The following is an 18656-nucleotide window of genomic DNA, read 5'->3' as shown; positions in this document are numbered from 1 at the left end:
TTTGGCCGCTTACTGAATGGTGGCTTTCGCTCTAAGATCCTTCACCATCCTGTCGACGAGTTCCGCTTGTGCCTGCTGGTACAGCATCGGCTTCATGTCTTCGAACGACGGAACCTGCAAGGGGCGAGTGTCATCGACTTCGATCACATGAAAACCGTATCCGGTCTTGATCGGCGTGCGCGTGTATTCGCCCTTGTGCAAATGCGAAACCGCGTCAGCAAACGGTTTGACCATTTTGCTGGAAGTTGTCCAGCCCAGATCTCCGCCGTTATATCGAGTGTCGGCATCGATCGATTCCTTTGCGAGGTCGCCGAATGACGCACCCTTGTTCAGCTTCGCGATGATGTCTTTTGCCTGGCCTTCATCCTTGACGAGGATATGGCGGACTTTATATTGCGTGCTTCCGCCTTTTGCTTTCATGTCGTTGTACATCGCCTTCAATTGATCGTCACTGACAGGATTCTTTTTCAGAAAGTCCTGCATGTACGCTCTGACGATCTCGATCTCCCACGTCGCCTGCGCCTGCGCGAGAATCTTTTGCCGCGCGGCCTCGGCGCGTGCCGCGACTTTCGGGTCGCGGTCGAAGCCACTTTTCTGCGCCTGCTGGAACAGTACTTCGCGCCGGATCAGTTCGTCCCGGACATGGTCCGTCAATTGTGGGGAATCGGAAAATCCTTGCGCATGCGCCTGTCCGATGTACAAATCGGCATCGGCCTGAGAAACCGGTTTGCCATTGACCGTGACGAAGGGCTTTTCTGTCGCACCCGTCGCCAATGAGAGCGTTGCACCGAGCACAAGTGCCAACATCCGTCGTGATAGTACTTTCATTAAGCGGACCATTTTCGTTGGTGTGTGTAACGCCGGGTCCGATCAGGCATCGAAGCTGATCAGACCCGGCGCTTTACTCGACTTTATTTAGTAATAGTTCCCGCAAGAGTCAGGCTGCGCGACGAGTTCCCGATATACACCGAGTAGGAACCCGTCGGGGTCGTCCACTGCTGCGCATCTTTACTCCAGGTGCTGAGCGGATGATTCGGCGCGGCGGGATCGATCGTGATCGACACGGTCTGCGTTCCGCCTGCATTCAGACTCACCTTCTGGAATCCCACCAGACGCTTGGGCGGCTCTCCCGCCGACGTCGGCAGCGCAACGTACACCTGCGGAACTTCGGCGCCCGCGACGGAACCCGTGTTCTTCACGACCGCGCTAACCGTGTACGTGCCGTTTGCTCCGGTACTGACGGTCGGGTTGGTAATCGTGAAGGTCGTGTACGAAAGACCGTAACCGAATGGGAATGCCGGCGTCTTGCCCATTGCGTCGTACCAGCGGTAGCCGACATTCAGCGCTTCGGAGTAGGTGACCGTCGCGCTTCCGTTGATCGACACGCCCGGGTATTGGTAAGCCGTAATCGAATCCATGAAGCCCTGGCCGACCTGCGGGAACGTCACAGGTAGCTTGCCGGACGGATTCGCGACGCCCCACAGCAGATCCGCCACGATGTGCCCGTCTTCCTGGCCGGGGAACCACGTCTCGAGAATCGCGCTCGCGGCGGATGTCCCGCCGGTGAGGATCGACGGATCGAGCGCTTCGGCGGCACTGTCCTTCAGAACGAGCACGGTGTTGCTGTTCGCCGCGACGATGGTCTGCAGCAACGCGAGCGTGTTGCTGTTCTTTGCGGTACTCGAGGTGGTGATCGAGCTCGACTTCGGCGAATACCAGTCGAGCGTATTCAGGTACTTGCCTGTGTCGAGCGTCAGCCCCGTCGAGTCGGTAAAGGTCGCCTGGTCGGCACCTTCCTCCGACATGGAGCCGGCCATGAAGATCACAGCGTCGGCGCCGGTCGCCGCTGACGTGACATCGGAGATGGTGGCGGCCGCGCCGTCGATCGTGCCAGTCGAATTGTTGTCGTCGACGAGCGCCAGATGAACCTGAGCACCGGCATTGCCGAGGTTCGCTAGCGTGTCCTTGATGCCCTGCACCGGCGTCACGGTGTACAAGGCGACGACGTCGGAGCTGCCGCCGCCCGAACCCATCGGGTGGCCGACCGAGCTGCCACCGGCAACAGCTTGCTGCGCATAGACCTGTGTCGTCTTGCCGACCACAAGGACGTTTCGAACCGTCTTTTTCAGCGGCAAAGTCCCGTTGTTTTGCAGCAGCACGGCCGACTGTTCGCCAATCTGCTTCGCGACCGTACCGTCGGCCGTCGCGTTGATGGCGGTCTGAGCAATGGGCCGATCGAAGATGCCCGCGCGGAACATCTGCGTGTATCGGCGCAGCAGCGCATTGTCGATATCCGAGGTCTGAATCTGCCCCGAAGCCAAAGCCGCATTCAGATTTGCCGGCGACCAGTTCTGCGGCAGCGGCATTTCGTTGTCCATGCCTGCCAGAAGGGTTGGCGCGGTACTGTGCGCCGCAAAGAAGTCCGACTGCACGTAGCCCTTGAAGCCCCATTGTCCGCGAAGCACATCGGACAGGATGTGCTTCTGCTCGCACATCGAAAAACCATTCACCGAGTTGTACGAACACATGACGGCGCCGACGTTGCCTGCCTTCACCGCCATTTCGAACGGCAGCATATAGAGTTCATGCAACGTCTGGTCGTCGATGCTCTCCTGAATCGTCATGCGATTCGTTTCCTGCTCATTCGCCACGAGGTGCTTCGCCATTGCGATCATGCCGTGCGCTTGCACGGCCTGGATTTCGGCGACACCCATCGTGCCGGTGAGATAGGGGTCCTCGCCCATGTACTCGAAGTTGCGTCCGCCCACCGGCAATCTTGCCAGGTTCATACCCGGCGCTTCGAACACGTGCAGAGCCAGATTGCCTCCTTCGACGCCAACCACGTTGCCAAACTGGGTTGCTACGGAAGGATCGAACGAAGCCGCCATCGCGATGGCTGAAGGCAGAGCGGTCGCCTTGGCGGAGCTGGAATCCGTATAGGCGGCAAAGCCCGATACGGACGGAGAAACGCAGTCGTTCTGGCCGATACCCACGGGCCCATTGGTGATACGCAATGTCGGAATAGCGTACTTCGTCAGGCCGAGAATGTGCCGCGCACCGTAGCACTGCGGCAATTCAGGCAGGATGCCGGGATTCGAACCGGCCAATTGCTCTTCCTTATCGGCAAGCGCCATGGCGGGGACAAGCAGTGCCGCGCGTGCTTCGGGAGACAGTGACGTATTCATCCATGGCATGGTGGATGTCTGCGTCGGGGCTGGCGTTGAAGCCGCCGTTGTGTTCGGACTATCTCTGCCACCGCACGCCGCCAGAATGAATACGAAACTTGCGGCGGCGGCTGTTCTCCTCTGAGTGAATTTCACAGACATGTCTTTCCTCAATTGTTATATGCACAAATGCGAGACGCGCATCGGTCGTTTTAATGTGAAGGACTGCGATTCGATTTATTGCCAGTTTTCCGCTTGCTGCTGCTCCAAGGCCCGAATCTAAAAAGACATGCAGACCTGGCTGGAAACCTCTCGTTCCCGACGTTTACCTCAACATGGACACGTTCCGCTTTCCAGTGAAGCCATCGTAATGATTTAATCGTCATCAGACGACTGGGGTTTACGTGATAGCAATAAAAACAATGACTTAATAGATATGCACGGACGTCAGACGATTAGTGTGTGCGGCGAGCGAGGATGTCGACGGCCTGAAAACAAAAAAACCTGGCGGACCGCACCTTTCGTGCAGCCCGCCAGGCTTTCGATTCAGTTAAATCCTCTTTAACGCACGAGACACGGACGCTTGTTATCGAACTTCCAGTTCGGAATCAGATATTGCATGGCAACGCCGTCGTCGCGCGCGCCGAGGCCGTGCTGCTGATACAGCGCGTGCGCCTTGTCGAGTTCGTCCATATCGAGCTCGATGCCGAGGCCCGGCTTCTGCGGCACCTTGACCTTGCCGCCGACGATCTGCAACGGATCGCGCGTCAGGAACTGACCGTCCTGCCAGATCCAGTGCGTATCGATCGCGGTGATCTTGCCCGGCGCCGCGGCCGCGACGTGCGTGAACATCGCAAGTGAAATGTCGAAGTGGTTGTTCGAATGCGAACCCCACGTGAGGCCCCAGTCGTTGCACATCTGCGCGACGCGCACCGAGCCCTGCATGGTCCAGAAATGCGGATCGGCGAGCGGAATGTCCACCGATTGCAGCTGGATGGCGTGACCCATCTGACGCCAGTCGGTCGCGATCATGTTGGTCGCCGTCGGCAGGCCGGTCGCGCGGCGGAACTCGGCCATCACTTCGCGGCCCGAATAGCCGTTCTCCGCGCCGCACGGATCTTCCGCGTAGGCGAGCACGTCGTGCTTGTCACGGCACAGGCGCACCGCTTCGGCGAGCGACCACGCGCCGTTCGGGTCGAGCGTCACGCGCGCTTCGGGGAAGCGCTCGGCCAGCGCCGTGACCGCCTCGATCTCGGCGTCACCCGGCAGCACGCCGCCCTTCAGCTTGAAGTCGTTGAAGCCGTAGCGCGCCTTCGCGGCTTCGGCGAGACGCACGACCGTTTCCGGCGTCAGCGCTTGTTCGGTGCGCACGCGCTCCCAGTCGTCACGCGCGCCGGCGTTGTTCGCGTACGGCAGATCGGTCTTGTTGCGATCGCCGATATAGAACAGGTAGCCGAGCATTTCCACCTCGTCGCGCTGCTGGCCTTCGCCGAGCAGCGCCGCGACCGGTACGCCGAGATGCTGGCCGAGCAGGTCAAGTAGCGCGGCTTCGAGCGCGGTCACCGCGTGAATCGTCGTGCGCAGGTCGAAGGTCTGCAGACCGCGACCGCCTGCGTCGCGATCGGCGAACTGCGTGCGCACCTTGTTCAGGATCGCCTGCAGATTGCCGATCGACTGACCGACCACGAACGGCCGCGCGTCGTCGATCGTCTTGCGGATGTTCTCGCCGCCCGGCACTTCGCCGACACCGGTATGGCCAGCGCTGTCGCGCAGGATCACGACGTTGCGCGTAAAGAACGGACCATGTGCGCCGCTCAGATTCATCAGCATGCTGTCGCGGCCAGCGACGGGCACGACGCGCAGCTCGGTGACGACCGGCGTGGCGTTCGATTCGGTAGGTTTGGTGGACATGGGAAAAGCACCTGTGTGATGAAGTAAGCCGGCCGGCGGAAGCCGCCGCGCGCTGCGTGCGCGTTCGGCCAGACCGGATGAAAACTCGAATACAGAAGAACTGACGGCCGCATACGAGCCGTCAGTGTAGTCAATGCGCGTTGCCGCGCAACGACTCGGGCGCCGGCTCGCGATTACCGGGCTTGTTGCGCGTCAGGAAGCCGGCCGCGGCCGCGAGCAGCGACGCGACACCGAGGCCGTACAAGCCGCCCGTGATCGACCCCGTGTGCTGCTGCAGATAGCCGAAGGTAGCGGGCGCGAAGAAGCCGCCGAGGTTGCCGAGCGAGTTGATCAGCGCGAGCACGCCGGCTGCGACGCGCGCATCGAGGTAGCCCTGCGGAATCGGCCAGAACAGCGACGACGCCGCCTTGAAGCCGATCGCCGAGAAGCAGATCGCGACGAACGAGAATACCGGGTTGCCCGATGTCGACGCGAACAGGCCGATCGCCGCGATGACGAGCGCGACCGCGAGCCAGCCCTGCTGATGACGCCATTTCGCCGATACGACCGCGAAACCATACATCGCGACCATCGCGATCAGCCACGGAATCGCGTTGAACATGCCGACCTCGAAATCGGACAGGCCGCCCATCTTGCGGATGATCGTGGGCAGCCAGAAAGTGGCCGCGTAGATCGTCAGCTGGATCGCGAAGTACAGGAAGCAGAACAGCGCGATCTGCGGGTCCTTCAGCAGCTTCATCGTCGGCAGATGCGCGCCGCCCTGCGCCTCGCGCTCGGCCTGTTCGGCCGCGATCGAGTGTTCGAGCACGCGCTGTTCTTCGCCGGTGAGCCAGTGCGCGTCGCGGATGTGCGACTTCAGCAGCAACCAGCTGACGATGCACAGCACGATCGAGAACCCGCCTTCGATCAGGAACATCCACTGCCAGCCTTGCAGGCCGAGGCCGCGAATGGACAGCAGCGAGCCGGTGATCGGGCCGGACAGCACCGACGCGAGCGCCGAGCCGGACAGAAAGATCGCCATCGCCTTGCCGCGTTCTTTTTGCGGCAGCCACTGCGTGAAGTAAAAGACGACGCCGGGAAAGAAGCCCGCCTCGGCGACGCCGAGCAGGAACCGCAGCACGTAAAACGACGTATCGTTCCACACGAACGCCATCGCGCCCGCCACCAGCCCCCACGTGCCCATGATGCGCGTGAGCCACGCGCGCGCGCCGAACTTCTGCATCAGCACGTTCGACGGCACTTCGAACAGCGCGTAGCCGATGAAGAACAGCCCGCTGCCGAGACCGTAGGCTGCCGCGCCGATGCCGAGATCGGTCTTCATGTGCGCGTTGACGAAGCCGATGTTCACGCGGTCGATATAGTTCGCGATGAACATGATCAGGAAAAGCGGCAGCACGTTGCGCTTCACTTTTGCGACCGCTGATTCGAGCGGGTCGAGCGCGGTAGTCAGAACTGATGTCAAGATTTGTCTCCCCTGTCGGCCATGTGGCCTGGTGGAACGCAGCACGACGCAACAGGTGAGTGCGAGACCCGCCGGTAGGTCTGATACGTTGTCTGACGACAGTCTACCGCGTTATTTTTCTCAAATCCAGTTGGGTGTTTACCCTGCGTGTCTCGATCAACGCCTTTGAAATAACAACGGATTCAAGGCTTCAAAGGCTATAGCCCACTTCTAGGTCTCACTAGATAAGACGTCTGATGTCTTTAATTGGCGGCTCGCTAGCAGCACTCCATGCGTTTGCGCCAATGTCCGCCTGATCTTCGCTCCATCTCGCGTCCGCACGGAAAAAATAGCCCGCGCCGATGCCGCCGAACCCGGCAGAATCGAGTACATTCCTGTGCGATACTTTGTTGGATCAGTCAACCAGCCACAAAAATGAGCAGCCTAACTGAAAAGGTGGTGGCCACCCTTTCCGATGAAATTCGCCGCGGGGCGCTGAGGCCAGGCGATCGCATCCCCACCGAAGTCGCGATGATGAAGCAGTTGTCCGTGAGCCGCTCCGTGGTCCGCGAGGCGATTTCGCGTCTGCAGGCAGCGAGAATCGTCGAGACGCGCCACGGCATCGGCACGTTCGTGCTCACGCCCGCCGCGGAAAAGCCGATGCAGCTTCCCGCCGCCGATCTCACCAGCATGCTCGACGTGATGGCGATCATCGAGTTCCGGATCGACGTCGAAGCGGCCGCGGCCGCGCTCGCGGCGTCGCGGCGTACCGAGCAGAACCTGAAGCAGATTCGCATCGCACTCGATCGCTTCGAGTCGGAACTCGAGCGCGGCAGCACCGACACGCTCGCACACGACATCGAGTTCCATCTGCAGATCGCACGCGCGAGCGGCAACCGCTACTTCTTCGACGTGCTGAGCCAGCTCGGGCGCTCGGTCAGCCCGCGCACGCGGCTCGGTTCGGCCGAGATCGCGGAGCTCGACCATATCGAGGTGCTGCGTAGCGTGCTCGGCGAGCACTTGACGATCTATCGCGCGATCGAGCGTCAGGACGCCGACGACGCGCGCGCCGCGATGCGCATGCATCTGAGCAACAGCCGCGAGCGTCTGCGCCGCGCGCATGATTTGACGAAGGCTGGCGTGTGATCGCATGCGGGGCTGACCGACCGCCTCGCAACACGACACGCCGCCAGCAGCATCCGCTCATTCCCCCACGTCCAGATCCATCAACGCCGAGCTCAGCGATTTGCCATGCGCATCGAGCGCGAGCGAACGCGTAACGCCGCCGCCGAGCGCATCGCCGAGCACGAAGTTGAACGCCGCAAGGCCCGGCAACTCATGACGCACCACGTCACCGCGCACCACCTCGCGCAGATGCGCGTTGACGCGCTCGGGCGTCAACACATTGCGCAACCGCTCGTAATGCCGCGCGTCGTAGCAGATCACCGAGATGTTGAGCGTATTGCCCTTGTCGCCGGTGCGCGAATGAGCCAGTTCACGTAGTTTCATCTCGAGCCTCCACTAGCGCGAAAGCCGGCGTCGCATGCTCGCGCGGCAGCAGCACCGATTGCACGGCGACCACCTCGCGCGCCGCCTTCGTCACTCCGCCACCGCCCGCCGGTCCGTTCGTGTACAGCGTTTCGACCTCGTTGCCGATGCGCACCGCCTCCGCGAGCGATGCCGTGCGCCCCGCCACCCGCGCGCGCGCTTCGTACGGCTCGCCATGGCCAGCCGCCACCGTGTCACCGTGCAGTGCGTTCACGCCGATCAGATCGAAGCGCAGTTCACGCGTCTCTACACCGGTCAGCGCGAGCCGTTCGCGCACGATATCGAGAGCGAGCCGTGCCCGCGCAAGCGCGCCCGGTCCGCCGTACGAAATCTGCCCTTCGCCGATATAGCCGTCGAAATACGCAACCGACACTTTCAGCGTCGCGGTGCGCTCCGTGCCGCCACCGCCGGTGACGCGCACACGGTCCGGGGCTTCCTGCTCGACGCGCACCTGCGAGAAATCGGCCACCACGTCGGGCTGCGGATAACGACGCGGATCGTGAATCTCGTACAGCAACTGCTCCTTGCACGTCGCCTCGGTCACGAGCCCGCCACTTTGCGCGAGCTTCGTGATCACCACCGAACCGTCCCGCGCAACTTCGGCGATCGGAAAGCCGAGCCGCGCGAGATTCGGCACGTCCTTGAAGCCGGGGTCTGCGAAATAGCCGCCGGTGATCTGCCCTGCGCATTCGAGCAGATGGCCGATTACCGTCGCCTGGCCGAGCATCGGCCAGTTGTCCATGCGCCAGCCGAATTCGTGGACCAGCGGCGCGACGAACAGCGACGGATCGGCGACGCGCCCGGTCAGCACGATCTGCGCGCCGGCCGCCAGCGCGTCGACGATGCCGCTCGCGCCGAGATACGCATTCGCCGATATCAACCGGTCCTCGTACGCGGCCACCGCGTCCCCCGATTCGACGAAATGGAAGTCGCCCGCACGCACGACGTCGAGCACGTCGTCGCCGGTGACGGCGGCAATCCTCAGCGCGCCGAGACCGAGCTCGCGCGCGATCTGTGCGGTCCTGCGCGCCGCCGCGCGAGGATTGGCCGCGCCCATGTTCGACACGATACGCACGCCGTTGCGCGCCGCGACGGGCAGCACCGCGCGCATGCGCGCTTCGAGCAGCGGGTCGTAGCCGAGCTCCGCGTCCTTGCTGCGCGCCTGCTGCGCGATCGCGATCGTGCGTTCGGCGAGGCATTCGAAGACGAGATAGTCGAGGTGGCCGTGTTCCGCGAGTTCGAGCGCGGGTTCGATGCGGTCGCCCGAAAAGCCCGCGCCAGCGCCGATGCGCACGATGCGTTCAGATTCAGTGGCTGTCATGGTGCTCCCGTCCGTTCAATGAAGCTCACAGTGGAAAGATCCCGAGCGCGACGCACGCGATCGTCATCACGACCGACGCGCCGAACAGCAGGGGAAACGTGAATCTTTGATGATCGGCCAGCTCGATACCGCACAGGCCGACTACGAGGAACGTCGCGGGCGTGAGCGGGCTGACCGGAAAACCGGTGGTCATTTGTCCGAGCAACGCGGCCTGCCCGACGTGCACTGCGGGCACGCCGAGCTGGCCCGCCACTTCCGCGATCACCGGCAGTACGCCGAAATAAAAGGAATCGGGATCGAACAGCATGCTGAGCGGCATCGACAGCAGGCCGAGCACGATCGGAATATGGCTCGCCATCGCCGGCGGCACGAAGCCGACCGCCGCCTGCGCCATCGCCTTCAGCATGCCGCTGCCCTGCATCACGCCGGTGAACACGCCGGCAGCGAGCAAGATGCCGGCCATCATCAGCGCGGCGCGCGCATGCGCGTCGATCCGTTTGCGCTGCATGTCGACGTTCGGATAGTTGACCATCAACGCGATGCACAGGCCCACCATGAACATAACGGCCGGCGGAATCTTCTCGCCCATCACGACCATCGTGCCCAGCACGACGAGCGTCAACACGAGGTTGAACCAGAAGTTTTGCGGGCGGCGCAGCGCCTGTTGTTCTGGCGTCAGTTCGCGTTGGGGCATCGGCACGGAACCGCTCGCGGCAGTGAGGCCGAGGCGCTTTTCCTCGCGCCGCCCGAGCCAGTACGCCATCGAGAACACGAATACGAGGCCGATCGCCTGCACCGGAATCAGCGGATTGAATAGCGCCGAGATCGGCAGATGCAGCGACGCAGACGCGCGAATCATCGGCCCTGTCCACGGCAGGAAGTTGATGCCGGCCGCCATCGATACCGCCGCGGCGAGCACGCGCCGGTCCATCTTCAGGCGATCGTAAAGCGGCAGCATCGCGGGAATCGTGACGAGGAAGCAGACGGCGCCGGAGCCGTCGAGGTGGATCAGCAGCGCGAGCAGCGTGGTGCCCATCACGATGCGCGTGGGCCGCGTGCCGACCGCGCGCAGGATACGCTCGATGATCGGGTCGAGCATGCCGGCGTCGGTGATCGTGCCGAAGTACAGGATCGCGAATACGAACATGCAGACGACCGGCGCGAGGCTTTTCAGACCATCGACGACGAACTTGCTGGTCTGCAGGCCGAAGCCGCCGAGCAGCGATGCCGCGAGCGGCACGATGATCAGCGCGACGAGCGGCGACATGCGTTTGGACAGGATCGCGCCGAGCAGCACGACGATGGTAGCCAGCCCCAGCAATGGCAGCATGAGCTTGTCTCCAGGTTGTTTTTTAGTGTGATCGAGCGTAAGTTCGCGGCAGCAATAAAACAATTGAAATGAATTGATCGCAGCAATCACAAATCATCATGGATCTGAGTCTGCGGGACATCCGGGCGTTTATCGCGGTCGCGCAAACGGGCAGCTTCACGCGCGCGGCCGCGCGGCTGCATCTGTCGCAACCGGCGTTGACGGTGCAGATTCGCCGGCTCGAGGAAACGGTCGGCCTGCGCTTGTTCGATCGCAACAGCCGCAATGTCGCGCTGACGCCGACCGGCCGCGAGCTGCTGCCCGTGCTGCAGAAATCGCTGCACGACATGGAGCACGTGCTGCGCGATGCACGCTCGCTCGGCGAAGGCGCGAGCGGCACGGTGCGCATCGCTTGTCTGCCGACCTTCGCGGCGAGCGTCCTGCCCGAGCTGGTGCAGGCGCTGAGAAAAGCCGTGCCGCGCGTCGGCTTCGAGGTGCGCGACGTCGTCGCGAGCATGGTCAACACGCTGGTGCGCAACGAGGAAGTCGATATCGGGCTGACCGGCGGCGAGCTGAACGACAGCGGGCTCGAGGTGCTGCATGAGGGCATCGACCGGCTCGTCGCAGTGCTGCCGAAGCAGCACGCACTCGCACGGCGGCGCCGGCCCGTCACGCTCGCCGATCTCGCCAACGAGCCGCTCGTGCTGACCGCCCACGGCACGAGCGTGCGTGCGGTCGTCGACAGCGCGTTCGCCGACGCGCAATGTGAGCCGCGCATCGCCTGCGAGCCGACCTACATGATGAGCGCGGTCGCGATGGCGCGCGCCGGGCTCGGCATCACGATCCTGCCGGCGTCGGCACGCGAGGTACGCGCGGAGCCCGAACTGGTCGCGCGGCCGATCGACGAAGCCGCGTTCACGCGCCGCATCGCGCTGATCAGAAAGCGTGGCCGAACCTTGCCGCCGGTGAGCGAGACCTTCGTCGCGATGCTGATCGAACGGATCGACGCGTCATAGGGCCGCATGGCATCGTTTTGCCCGTCCCGCGCAGCCCCTAATTTTCACGATACGAAACGATGGCGCGCGTCGTAAAAAATCATGGTGCGTGGCACAAACCGGTCATTTCACGATGTCCGGCGGCGTTGCACATCGCAAAATGAAACGATCAACCCATTGTTTTTGCAGCAGTATTTTTAAGATAAAGATCCGTTTGACGCCCGCTTGCCAGCCGACTCCCTGACGTAGACTCTTTCACAAGAGCACGCGCTTCACGCAGTCGGATTCGAGGGGCCTCGCGAAATGGCCACCCAAATCCCAGAGATTGCGCAGAAGCCGTCACGAATCGCGGCTTTTTTATTGGTAACTGGGAGACTAAAAATGAAAGGCTTTCGCTTTGGTTCGACGCAGGGAGCGTTCTACATTCTGCCGGGTCAGGACGGCTGGGAAGCCACCTACGGCAACGAAACGCTCGGAGAATTCTCGAGCCCGCAACAGGCCGCCGACGACCTCGCGCGCGGCCTGAGCTGCGAGCATCTGTCCGAGCTCGACACGTCGACACTCGAAATTCCGGAGAAGCTCGCCGATTGGGAAATCGTTCACGTATAAGGACGGATATGACCGACGGCGACGTAGCAGTGAAAGCAGAAACGACAATGGCGCCCGAAGGCGCCATTGTCGTATTTGCGGTCCTGCTTGCGGCTTTGTCCGCGGTTGCGCTGCGCGCTTACCGCGTGGCTTTCCGGGCCCGAGTAGCTGCGGCCGCGACGCTTACCGCATCAGCAGCCCGTACGGCGTCAAGCCACCGAATCGACGATCGCGTTCAGCGTCGCGCTCGGGCGCATCGCCTTGCTGGTCAGCTCGACGTTCGGACGGTAGTAGCCGCCGATATCCACCGGCTTGCCCTGCGCCGCGCCGAGTTCCGCGACGATCTTCGCCTCGTTGTCGGCCATCGCCTTCGCGACGCCCGCGAACTGCGCTTGCAGCGCCGCGTCGTCGGTTTGCGCGGCCAGTGCTTCGGCCCAGTACATCGCGAGGTAGAAGTGGCTGCCGCGATTGTCGATGCCGCCGACCTTGCGCGCCGGCGACTTGTCGTTGTCGAGGAACTTGCCGGTCGCCTGATCGAGCGTCTTCGCGAGAACCTGCGCCTTCGGGTTGTGATACGCGGTGCTCAGATGTTCGAGCGATGCGGCCAGCGCCAGGAATTCACCGAGCGAATCCCAGCGCAGGAAGCCTTCTTCGACCAGCTGCTGCACGTGCTTCGGCGCCGAACCGCCCGCGCCGGTTTCGAACATGCCGCCACCGGCCATCAGCGGAACGATCGACAGCATCTTCGCGCTGGTGCCCAGTTCCATGATCGGGAACAGGTCGGTCAGGTAGTCGCGCAGCACGTTGCCGGTGACCGAGATCGTGTCCTTGCCCGCGCGGATGCGCTCGACCGAGAACTTCGTCGCGTCGACCGGCGTCATCACGCGGATGTCGAGACCGTTGGTGTCGTGATCCTTCAGGTACTGTTCGACCTTCTTGATGATCTGCGCATCGTGCGCGCGCACCGGGTCGAGCCAGAACACGGCCGGCGTGTTGGTCGCGCGGGCGCGGTTCACCGCGAGCTTGACCCAGTCGCGGATCGGCGCGTCCTTGGTCTGGCACATACGGAAGATGTCGCCTTGCTCGACCGGCTGCTCCAGCAGCACCGCGCCGGCTTCGTCGGTCACGCGGACCACGCCGTTCGCCGGGATCTGGAACGTCTTGTCGTGTGAACCGTATTCTTCCGCGGCTTGCGCCATCAGGCCGACGTTCGGCACCGTGCCCATCGTGACCGGATCGAACGCGCCGTGCTTCTTGCAGTCTTCGATCACAGCCTGGTACACACCGGCGTAGCAACGGTCCGGAATCACCGCCTTCGCGTCGTGCAGCGCGCCGTCGGCGCCCCACATCTTGCCCGACTCGCGGATCATCGCCGGCATCGAGGCGTCGACGATCACGTCGCTCGGCACGTGCAGGCTCGTGATGCCCTTGTCCGAGTTGACCATCGCGAGCGGCGGACGCTGTTCGTACTGCGCCTTGATGTCGGCTTCGATCGCCGCTGCCGTTTCAGCCGGCAGATCCTTCAGACGCGCGTACAGGTCGCCGATACCGTTGTTCGGGTTGAAGCCGACCTTGGCGAGCGCCTCTGCGTGCTTCGCGAGCACGTCCTTGTAGAACACCGACACCACGTGACCGAAGATGATCGGGTCCGAGACCTTCATCATCGTGGCCTTCAGGTGCACCGAGAACAGCACGCCGTTCGCCTTCGCGTCGGCGATCTGCGCTTCGATGAAGCTGCGCAGCGCGTTCTTGCTCAGCACCGACGCGTCGATGATTTCGCCTGCCAGCACCGGCGTCTTCGCCTTCAGGACCGTGGTCGTGCCGTCCGCGGCGGCCAGCTCGATCTTGACGCTACCGGCTTGCGCGATCAGCGCCGACTTCTCGCTGCCGTAGAAATCGCCACCGCTCATGTGCGAGACGTGCGACTTCGAGTCCGCGCTCCACGCGCCCATCTTGTGCGGATGCTTGCGCGCATAGTTCTTGACCGACAGCGGCGCGCGGCGGTCCGAGTTGCCTTCGCGCAGCACCGGGTTCACCGCGCTGCCCTTGATCTTGTCGTAACGGGCCTTGACGTCCTTCTCCGCGTCGGTCGTCGCGACGTCCGGGTACGACGGCAGCTTGTAGCCCTGGTCGCGCAGCTCGGCGATCGCGGCCTTCAGCTGCGGCACCGACGCGCTGATGTTCGGCAGCTTGATGATGTTCGCTTCCGGGCGCGTGGTGAGTCCACCCAGCTCCGCCAGATCGTCGGAAGCCTTCTGTTCCGCGCTCAGGTAGTCGGGAAATGCGGCGATGATCCGGCCGGCGAGCGAGATGTCACGCGTTTCGACGAGCACGTCGGACGAGCGCGTGAACGCCTTGACGATCGGCAGCAGCGAGTACGTCGCCAGTGCGGGCGCTTCGTCGGTCAGGGTGTAGATGATCTTCGGCGGTGTGGACATGATTGATGCTTTGCTAGGAAGTGATAGACAGAGCGTTGGCAGTCGAGGCCAGCGCAAATCGCGGCGCGACGGCGACGGCGTCAGTTCGGCACGACGCAACCCCGCGACCTTCGTTTTGCGATACGACCGAGAGTATATGCGCGTTTTCCACTAAATGTGGGTAAACAAACAGGTCGCGAGACACTGCCGAAAAGGGTCGAGGCCCGGCTGGCAAGGCTTTGCGGCTGATTACCCGGGTCTTAAGACAGATATCTTATAGATGACTTGCGACATATTATTTTTGGCTGAATGCGAATGGATCGCATTGAGGAGCCGCAAGTCCCGCGCGCTTCAGTCGCCGCCAGCCAGTCAGGCCTGCGCTACGCGCGCCACGACGTCCCCTGCCGGCTTCGTCGACCGACGGCGCGCGAACGTCCACAGCAGAGTGGACAGATCCGCATCCGGTGGTGCGGGAGTCGACGGTTGGACGGGGGAAGCGGGGGAAGCGGGGGAGGCGCGGACGGGGATGCTCGCACGTGAAACAGTACGAGTCGGATGCTGGCAGCGGAGTGATTGCGTCACTCGCCGCGCGCGGGTTTAAGTCGTATCGTCTTTCCCGTCATTCCAGAATCGTTTGAAGGCGGGCAAGCGCGTCCTCGACCACCTCGGCCGGAGCGCGCTCGACTTTGCGTGCGGCGCGTGCCTCCAGGCCCAGAGTGCGCACCATGTTCATCAGCGCGACCCCCGGAGTTTCTGTTCCTGAACCCGAGAGGGTATCTACATTGACTCTACACGCGGAGCCGTAAAATCGCCGGGAAATGGGCAAAAAGAAGCAACCAGCCCGCCGCCTCAACGGCGCGCCAGTCGCTCGCAATAACAACCCGCCTTACCCCTCGCGTCCCAGGAACTCAACCACCATCCGATTGAACTTGTCCGCATGCTCCCACTGCGCCCAATGCCCGCAGCGGCCGAACACATGCAGATCGGCGTTCGGCATCCCGGCGACGAGCCGCAGCCCGACGTCCATCGGCACGAAGCGATCGTCGCGGCCCCAGATCACGAGCGTCGGCGCGGCCACTTCGCCGAGGCGCGGCCCATAGTCGTTGAACTGCTTCGGATTCGCGGCGAGGCTCGCGACGAAGTTCTCGAGGTGGTCGCGCCGTGCCAGCATATTCGCGAGACGCGCCTGCATCAGGTCTTCGGTCAACGCCTTCGTGTCGAACACGAAGACGCTCATCATGCGCTGCAGGTTCTCGATGGTCGGGTTGCGGTACAGCCCCTGCAGCAGCTTGATGCCTTCGGTCGGCATCGGCACGAACTGGCTCGGGCCGCCGGTGCCGCCGCCCATCAGCACGAGCTTGCCGACGCGCTGCGGTTCAGCGAGCGCGAACGCGACCGCGCTATGCCCACCCATCGAGTTGCCGATGATATGCGCGCGCTCGATATCGAGCGCATCGAGCAACGCCTTCAGGCAGCGCGCGTTGAGTTCCGAGCGCGAACCCTTGCAGACGATCGGGTCGCTCCTGCCCCACCCGAGGCAGTCCATCAGGATCACGCGATAGCCCGCCGCGACGAGCGGCTCGACGTTGCGATTGAAGTTGGCCCAGCCGGTCGCACCCGGTCCCGAGCCGTGCAGCATCACGACCGTTTCCGCGCCCTGCCCCACGTCGTTGTAGTGCAGCTGCACCTCGCGGCCATCTTCAGTGATCCGGACGAATTTGCTGGTCGCTTCTCCACTGATCGCCACTGCTTGCGTGTTGGTATTGCTCATGTCGAATTCCTGTGTTTCACGAGTTGAGTGACTGCGGGCCGCCGCCGACGGCGAACCCGCTCCATATTTCAGGCCGCAAAACTACTGCGCGGCCACCGCGGTGTATCGAAGTGTCGAGCGATTCACGACGAGCCACGCACCGATCGCGGCAACCGCGATCAGCGGAATGCTCGCGCCGAGCAGCACGCTCGCGCCCTGACCGATCGCGAGCAGTTGCCCGGCGATCAACGGTCCGAGGATCGAGCCGAGACGGCCCACCGCCACGGCCGCGCCGACGCCGGTGCCACGCACTTCGGTCGGGTACAGGCTGCTCGCCAGCGCGTAGAGCACCGACTGGCCGCCGACCAGAAACAGCCCGGCGAGCAGACCGCCCCACGCCATCGACGCGCCGCCATGCGCGCTCAGCAACGCGCCAAGCGCAACGACGATGCCGACATACATGCCCGCGACCGTGCGGCGCCGGCCCATCCGGTCCATCATGCCGGCGATCACGATCGCGCCGATGCCGCCGCCGATGTTGAACATCATCTGCACGACACCCGACTGCACGCGCGTCAGACCGCGCGTCAACACGAGCGACGGCAGCCAGTTGATCAGGAAATACAGCACGATCAGCGTGCCGAGGTAGCTGATCCACAACGCGATCGTCGTGCCCGCACGCCCTTCCTGCCACAGCGCGCGCGTCACGCTGGCGGATGCATCGTGCCGCGCGCCCGTGGTTGCACGCGCCGCGACGAACTGCGCCGACTCGCGCATGAACAGCGCAAGCAGCGGCAGCACCAGCAACGGCCCGAACCCGCCGACGTAGAAGATATGCCGCCAGCCCTCATCGCCCGGGCTGACGATGCCGACCACCGCCGCAAGCGCCGCGCCGAACGGCATGCCGCAGTACATCGCGCCGACCGCCGTGTTGCGCTGATGCGGCGGCGCCGCTTCCGAGCACAGCGCGATCAGATTCGGCATCGCCGCACCAAGACCGAGGCCGGTCAGAAAGCGCGCGGCAAGCAGGCTGTTCAGATCCCATACCTGCGCGGTCGCGAGCGAGAAGAGGCCGAACAGCGCGACCGACCACATCAGCACGCGCTTGCGCCCGAGCCGGTCGGCGAGACGTCCGCCGATCGCGGCACCGGGCAGCAGCCCGAATGCGCCGATGCTGAACGCCCAGCCCAGCTGCGCGACCGCGAGATGAAATTCGCGCGCCATGCGCGGTGCAGCGAGGCCGGTCGATTGCAGGTCGACGCCTTCGAGCAGCGCGACGATCAGGCAGAGCCCGATCGTCAGCGCGCCGCTGGCAAGAGGTTTCGTCGACTGCGCTGTTTGCGTTGCTTGTGTTGCTTGTGTTGACTGCCGCATGAATGTCTCCAATGTTGAATCAGCGTCGCTCTTGCGGCGACCTTGCTGGATGAAATGAACGCTGCGCGCGCGGCATGCGGCGCCGCCGCGCAGCGTCTGGGTCATGAGGCCACTGCGTCGGATCCGCGCTTCAGATCCAGTGCGACATCGACGATCATGTCTTCCTGGCCGCCGACCATGCGGCGCTTGCCCAACTCGACCAGAATGTCGACGGTCTTCAGGCCGTACTTCTTCGCGGCCACTTCCGAATGACGCAGGAAGCTCGAATACACGCCCGCATAGCCGAGCGCGAGCGTTTCGCGGTCCACGCGCACCGGCCGGTCCTGCAGCGGACGCACGATGTCGTCGGCGGCGTCCATCAGCGTGTAGAGGTCGGTGCCGTGATTCCAGCCCATGCGCTCCGCTGCCGCGATGAACACTTCGAGCGGCGCGTTGCCCGCGCCCGCGCCCATGCCCGCGAGCGATGCATCGATGCGATCGCAGCCTTCTTCGACCGCGACGATCGAATTCGCCACGCCGAGCGACAGGTTGTGGTGCGCGTGCATGCCCGTCTGCGTTTCGGGTTTCAGCACGGCCTTCACCGCGCGGAAGCGGTCGCGCACATCGTTCATCGTCAGTGCGCCGCCCGAATCGACTACGTAGATGCAGGTCGCGCCATAGCTCTCCATCTTCTTCGCTTCGATGGCAAGGTTCTCCGGCGTGGTCATGTGACTCATCATCAGGAAGCCGACGGTGTCCATGCCGAGTTCGCGCGCGTATTCGATGTGCTGCTTCGAAATGTCCGCTTCCGTGCAGTGCGTCGCCACGCGCACTACGCGTGCGCCCGCGTTGTACGCAG

General features: G+C 63.4%; 15 protein-coding genes. 3 read left to right on the top strand and 12 right to left on the bottom strand.

Annotated features, from left to right (window positions below):
- Positions 1-9: 9 nt before the first annotated feature.
- The 4 genes from AB3X94_RS25950 to AB3X94_RS25935 all read right to left on the bottom strand — a co-directional run bounded on the left by AB3X94_RS25950 (position 10) and on the right by AB3X94_RS25935 (position 6537).
- Positions 10-828, bottom strand: coding sequence for a peptidylprolyl isomerase (locus AB3X94_RS25950; protein ID WP_368613104.1), 819 nt, complete (start codon positions 826-828; stop codon positions 10-12).
- 83 nt (positions 829-911) lie between these two features.
- Positions 912-3185, bottom strand: a complete 2274-nt coding sequence (locus tag AB3X94_RS25945) for a beta-glucosidase (RefSeq protein WP_368613103.1) — start codon at positions 3183-3185, stop codon at positions 912-914.
- A 540-nt stretch (positions 3186-3725) separates the two neighbouring features.
- Positions 3726-5075 (bottom strand): glucarate dehydratase, encoded by a 1350-nt coding sequence (gudD, locus tag AB3X94_RS25940; RefSeq protein WP_176106763.1) that lies wholly within the window; start codon positions 5073-5075, stop codon positions 3726-3728.
- A gap of 130 nt (positions 5076-5205) precedes the next feature.
- Positions 5206-6537 carry an MFS transporter gene (locus AB3X94_RS25935; protein WP_176106764.1) on the bottom strand — a complete coding sequence of 444 codons (1332 nt, stop codon included), beginning with the start codon at positions 6535-6537 and terminating at the stop codon, positions 5206-5208.
- Positions 6538-6951: 414 nt separating this feature from the next.
- On the opposite strand from AB3X94_RS25935, the gene AB3X94_RS25930 reads away from it, so the two are divergent.
- Positions 6952-7662 (top strand): FadR/GntR family transcriptional regulator, encoded by a 711-nt coding sequence (locus AB3X94_RS25930; RefSeq protein WP_176106765.1) that lies wholly within the window; start codon positions 6952-6954, stop codon positions 7660-7662.
- Between the two features lie 57 nt (positions 7663-7719).
- Here the strand turns inward: AB3X94_RS25930 and AB3X94_RS25925 are convergent, their stop codons facing one another.
- From AB3X94_RS25925 to AB3X94_RS25915, 3 genes are read right to left on the bottom strand one after another with little or no spacing between them, the layout of a single operon-like run.
- A complete protein-coding gene (locus tag AB3X94_RS25925) occupies positions 7720-8025 on the bottom strand; it encodes a hypothetical protein (protein ID WP_368613102.1) in 306 nt (101 codons plus the stop codon).
- Positions 8012-9385, bottom strand: coding sequence for an acyclic terpene utilization AtuA family protein (locus tag AB3X94_RS25920; protein ID WP_368613101.1), 1374 nt, complete (start codon positions 9383-9385; stop codon positions 8012-8014). Before AB3X94_RS25920 ends, AB3X94_RS25925 begins: the two co-directional genes overlap by 14 nt.
- 25 nt (positions 9386-9410) lie before the next feature.
- The gene (locus AB3X94_RS25915; RefSeq protein WP_176106768.1) at positions 9411-10715 is read right to left on the bottom strand and encodes a CitMHS family transporter; all 1305 of its coding nucleotides are present in this window, start codon (positions 10713-10715) and stop codon (positions 9411-9413) included.
- A 98-nt stretch (positions 10716-10813) separates the two neighbouring features.
- Between AB3X94_RS25915 and AB3X94_RS25910 the strand changes: the two genes are divergently transcribed.
- Positions 10814-11710, top strand: a complete 897-nt coding sequence (locus tag AB3X94_RS25910) for a LysR family transcriptional regulator (protein WP_368613100.1) — start codon at positions 10814-10816, stop codon at positions 11708-11710.
- Between the two features lie 360 nt (positions 11711-12070).
- Entirely contained in the window at positions 12071-12298 is a 228-nt protein-coding gene (locus AB3X94_RS25905) for a hypothetical protein (protein ID WP_013092475.1), read from the top strand.
- A 188-nt stretch (positions 12299-12486) separates the two neighbouring features.
- Here the strand turns inward: AB3X94_RS25905 and AB3X94_RS25900 are convergent, their stop codons facing one another.
- The 5 genes from AB3X94_RS25900 to dmpG form a co-directional block, all read right to left on the bottom strand.
- Positions 12487-14715: an NADP-dependent isocitrate dehydrogenase gene (locus AB3X94_RS25900; protein ID WP_368613099.1), complete on the bottom strand. Its 2229-nt coding sequence runs from the start codon at positions 14713-14715 to the stop codon at positions 12487-12489.
- Positions 14716-15313: 598 nt separating this feature from the next.
- Complete coding sequence (locus AB3X94_RS25895) at positions 15314-15520, bottom strand: type II toxin-antitoxin system PemK/MazF family toxin (RefSeq protein WP_368613098.1); 207 nt, start codon at positions 15518-15520, stop codon at positions 15314-15316.
- A gap of 60 nt (positions 15521-15580) precedes the next feature.
- On the bottom strand, positions 15581-16465 hold the full coding sequence (locus AB3X94_RS25890; protein ID WP_368613097.1) for an alpha/beta fold hydrolase: 885 nt from the start codon (positions 16463-16465) through the stop codon (positions 15581-15583).
- 81 nt (positions 16466-16546) lie between these two features.
- Complete coding sequence (gene mhpT / locus AB3X94_RS25885; protein ID WP_368613096.1) at positions 16547-17818, bottom strand: 3-(3-hydroxy-phenyl)propionate transporter MhpT; 1272 nt, start codon at positions 17816-17818, stop codon at positions 16547-16549.
- A gap of 101 nt (positions 17819-17919) precedes the next feature.
- Positions 17920-18656 (bottom strand): 4-hydroxy-2-oxovalerate aldolase (gene dmpG, locus AB3X94_RS25880; RefSeq protein ID WP_368613095.1); only part of this gene is annotated, 737 nt, incomplete at its 5' end.

Source organism: Paraburkholderia sp. BR10923 (genome assembly GCF_040948765.1).
Taxonomy (GTDB): Bacteria; Pseudomonadota; Gammaproteobacteria; order Burkholderiales; family Burkholderiaceae; genus Paraburkholderia; species Paraburkholderia youngii.
This window is presented reverse-complemented; position numbering and strand designations above follow the sequence as displayed.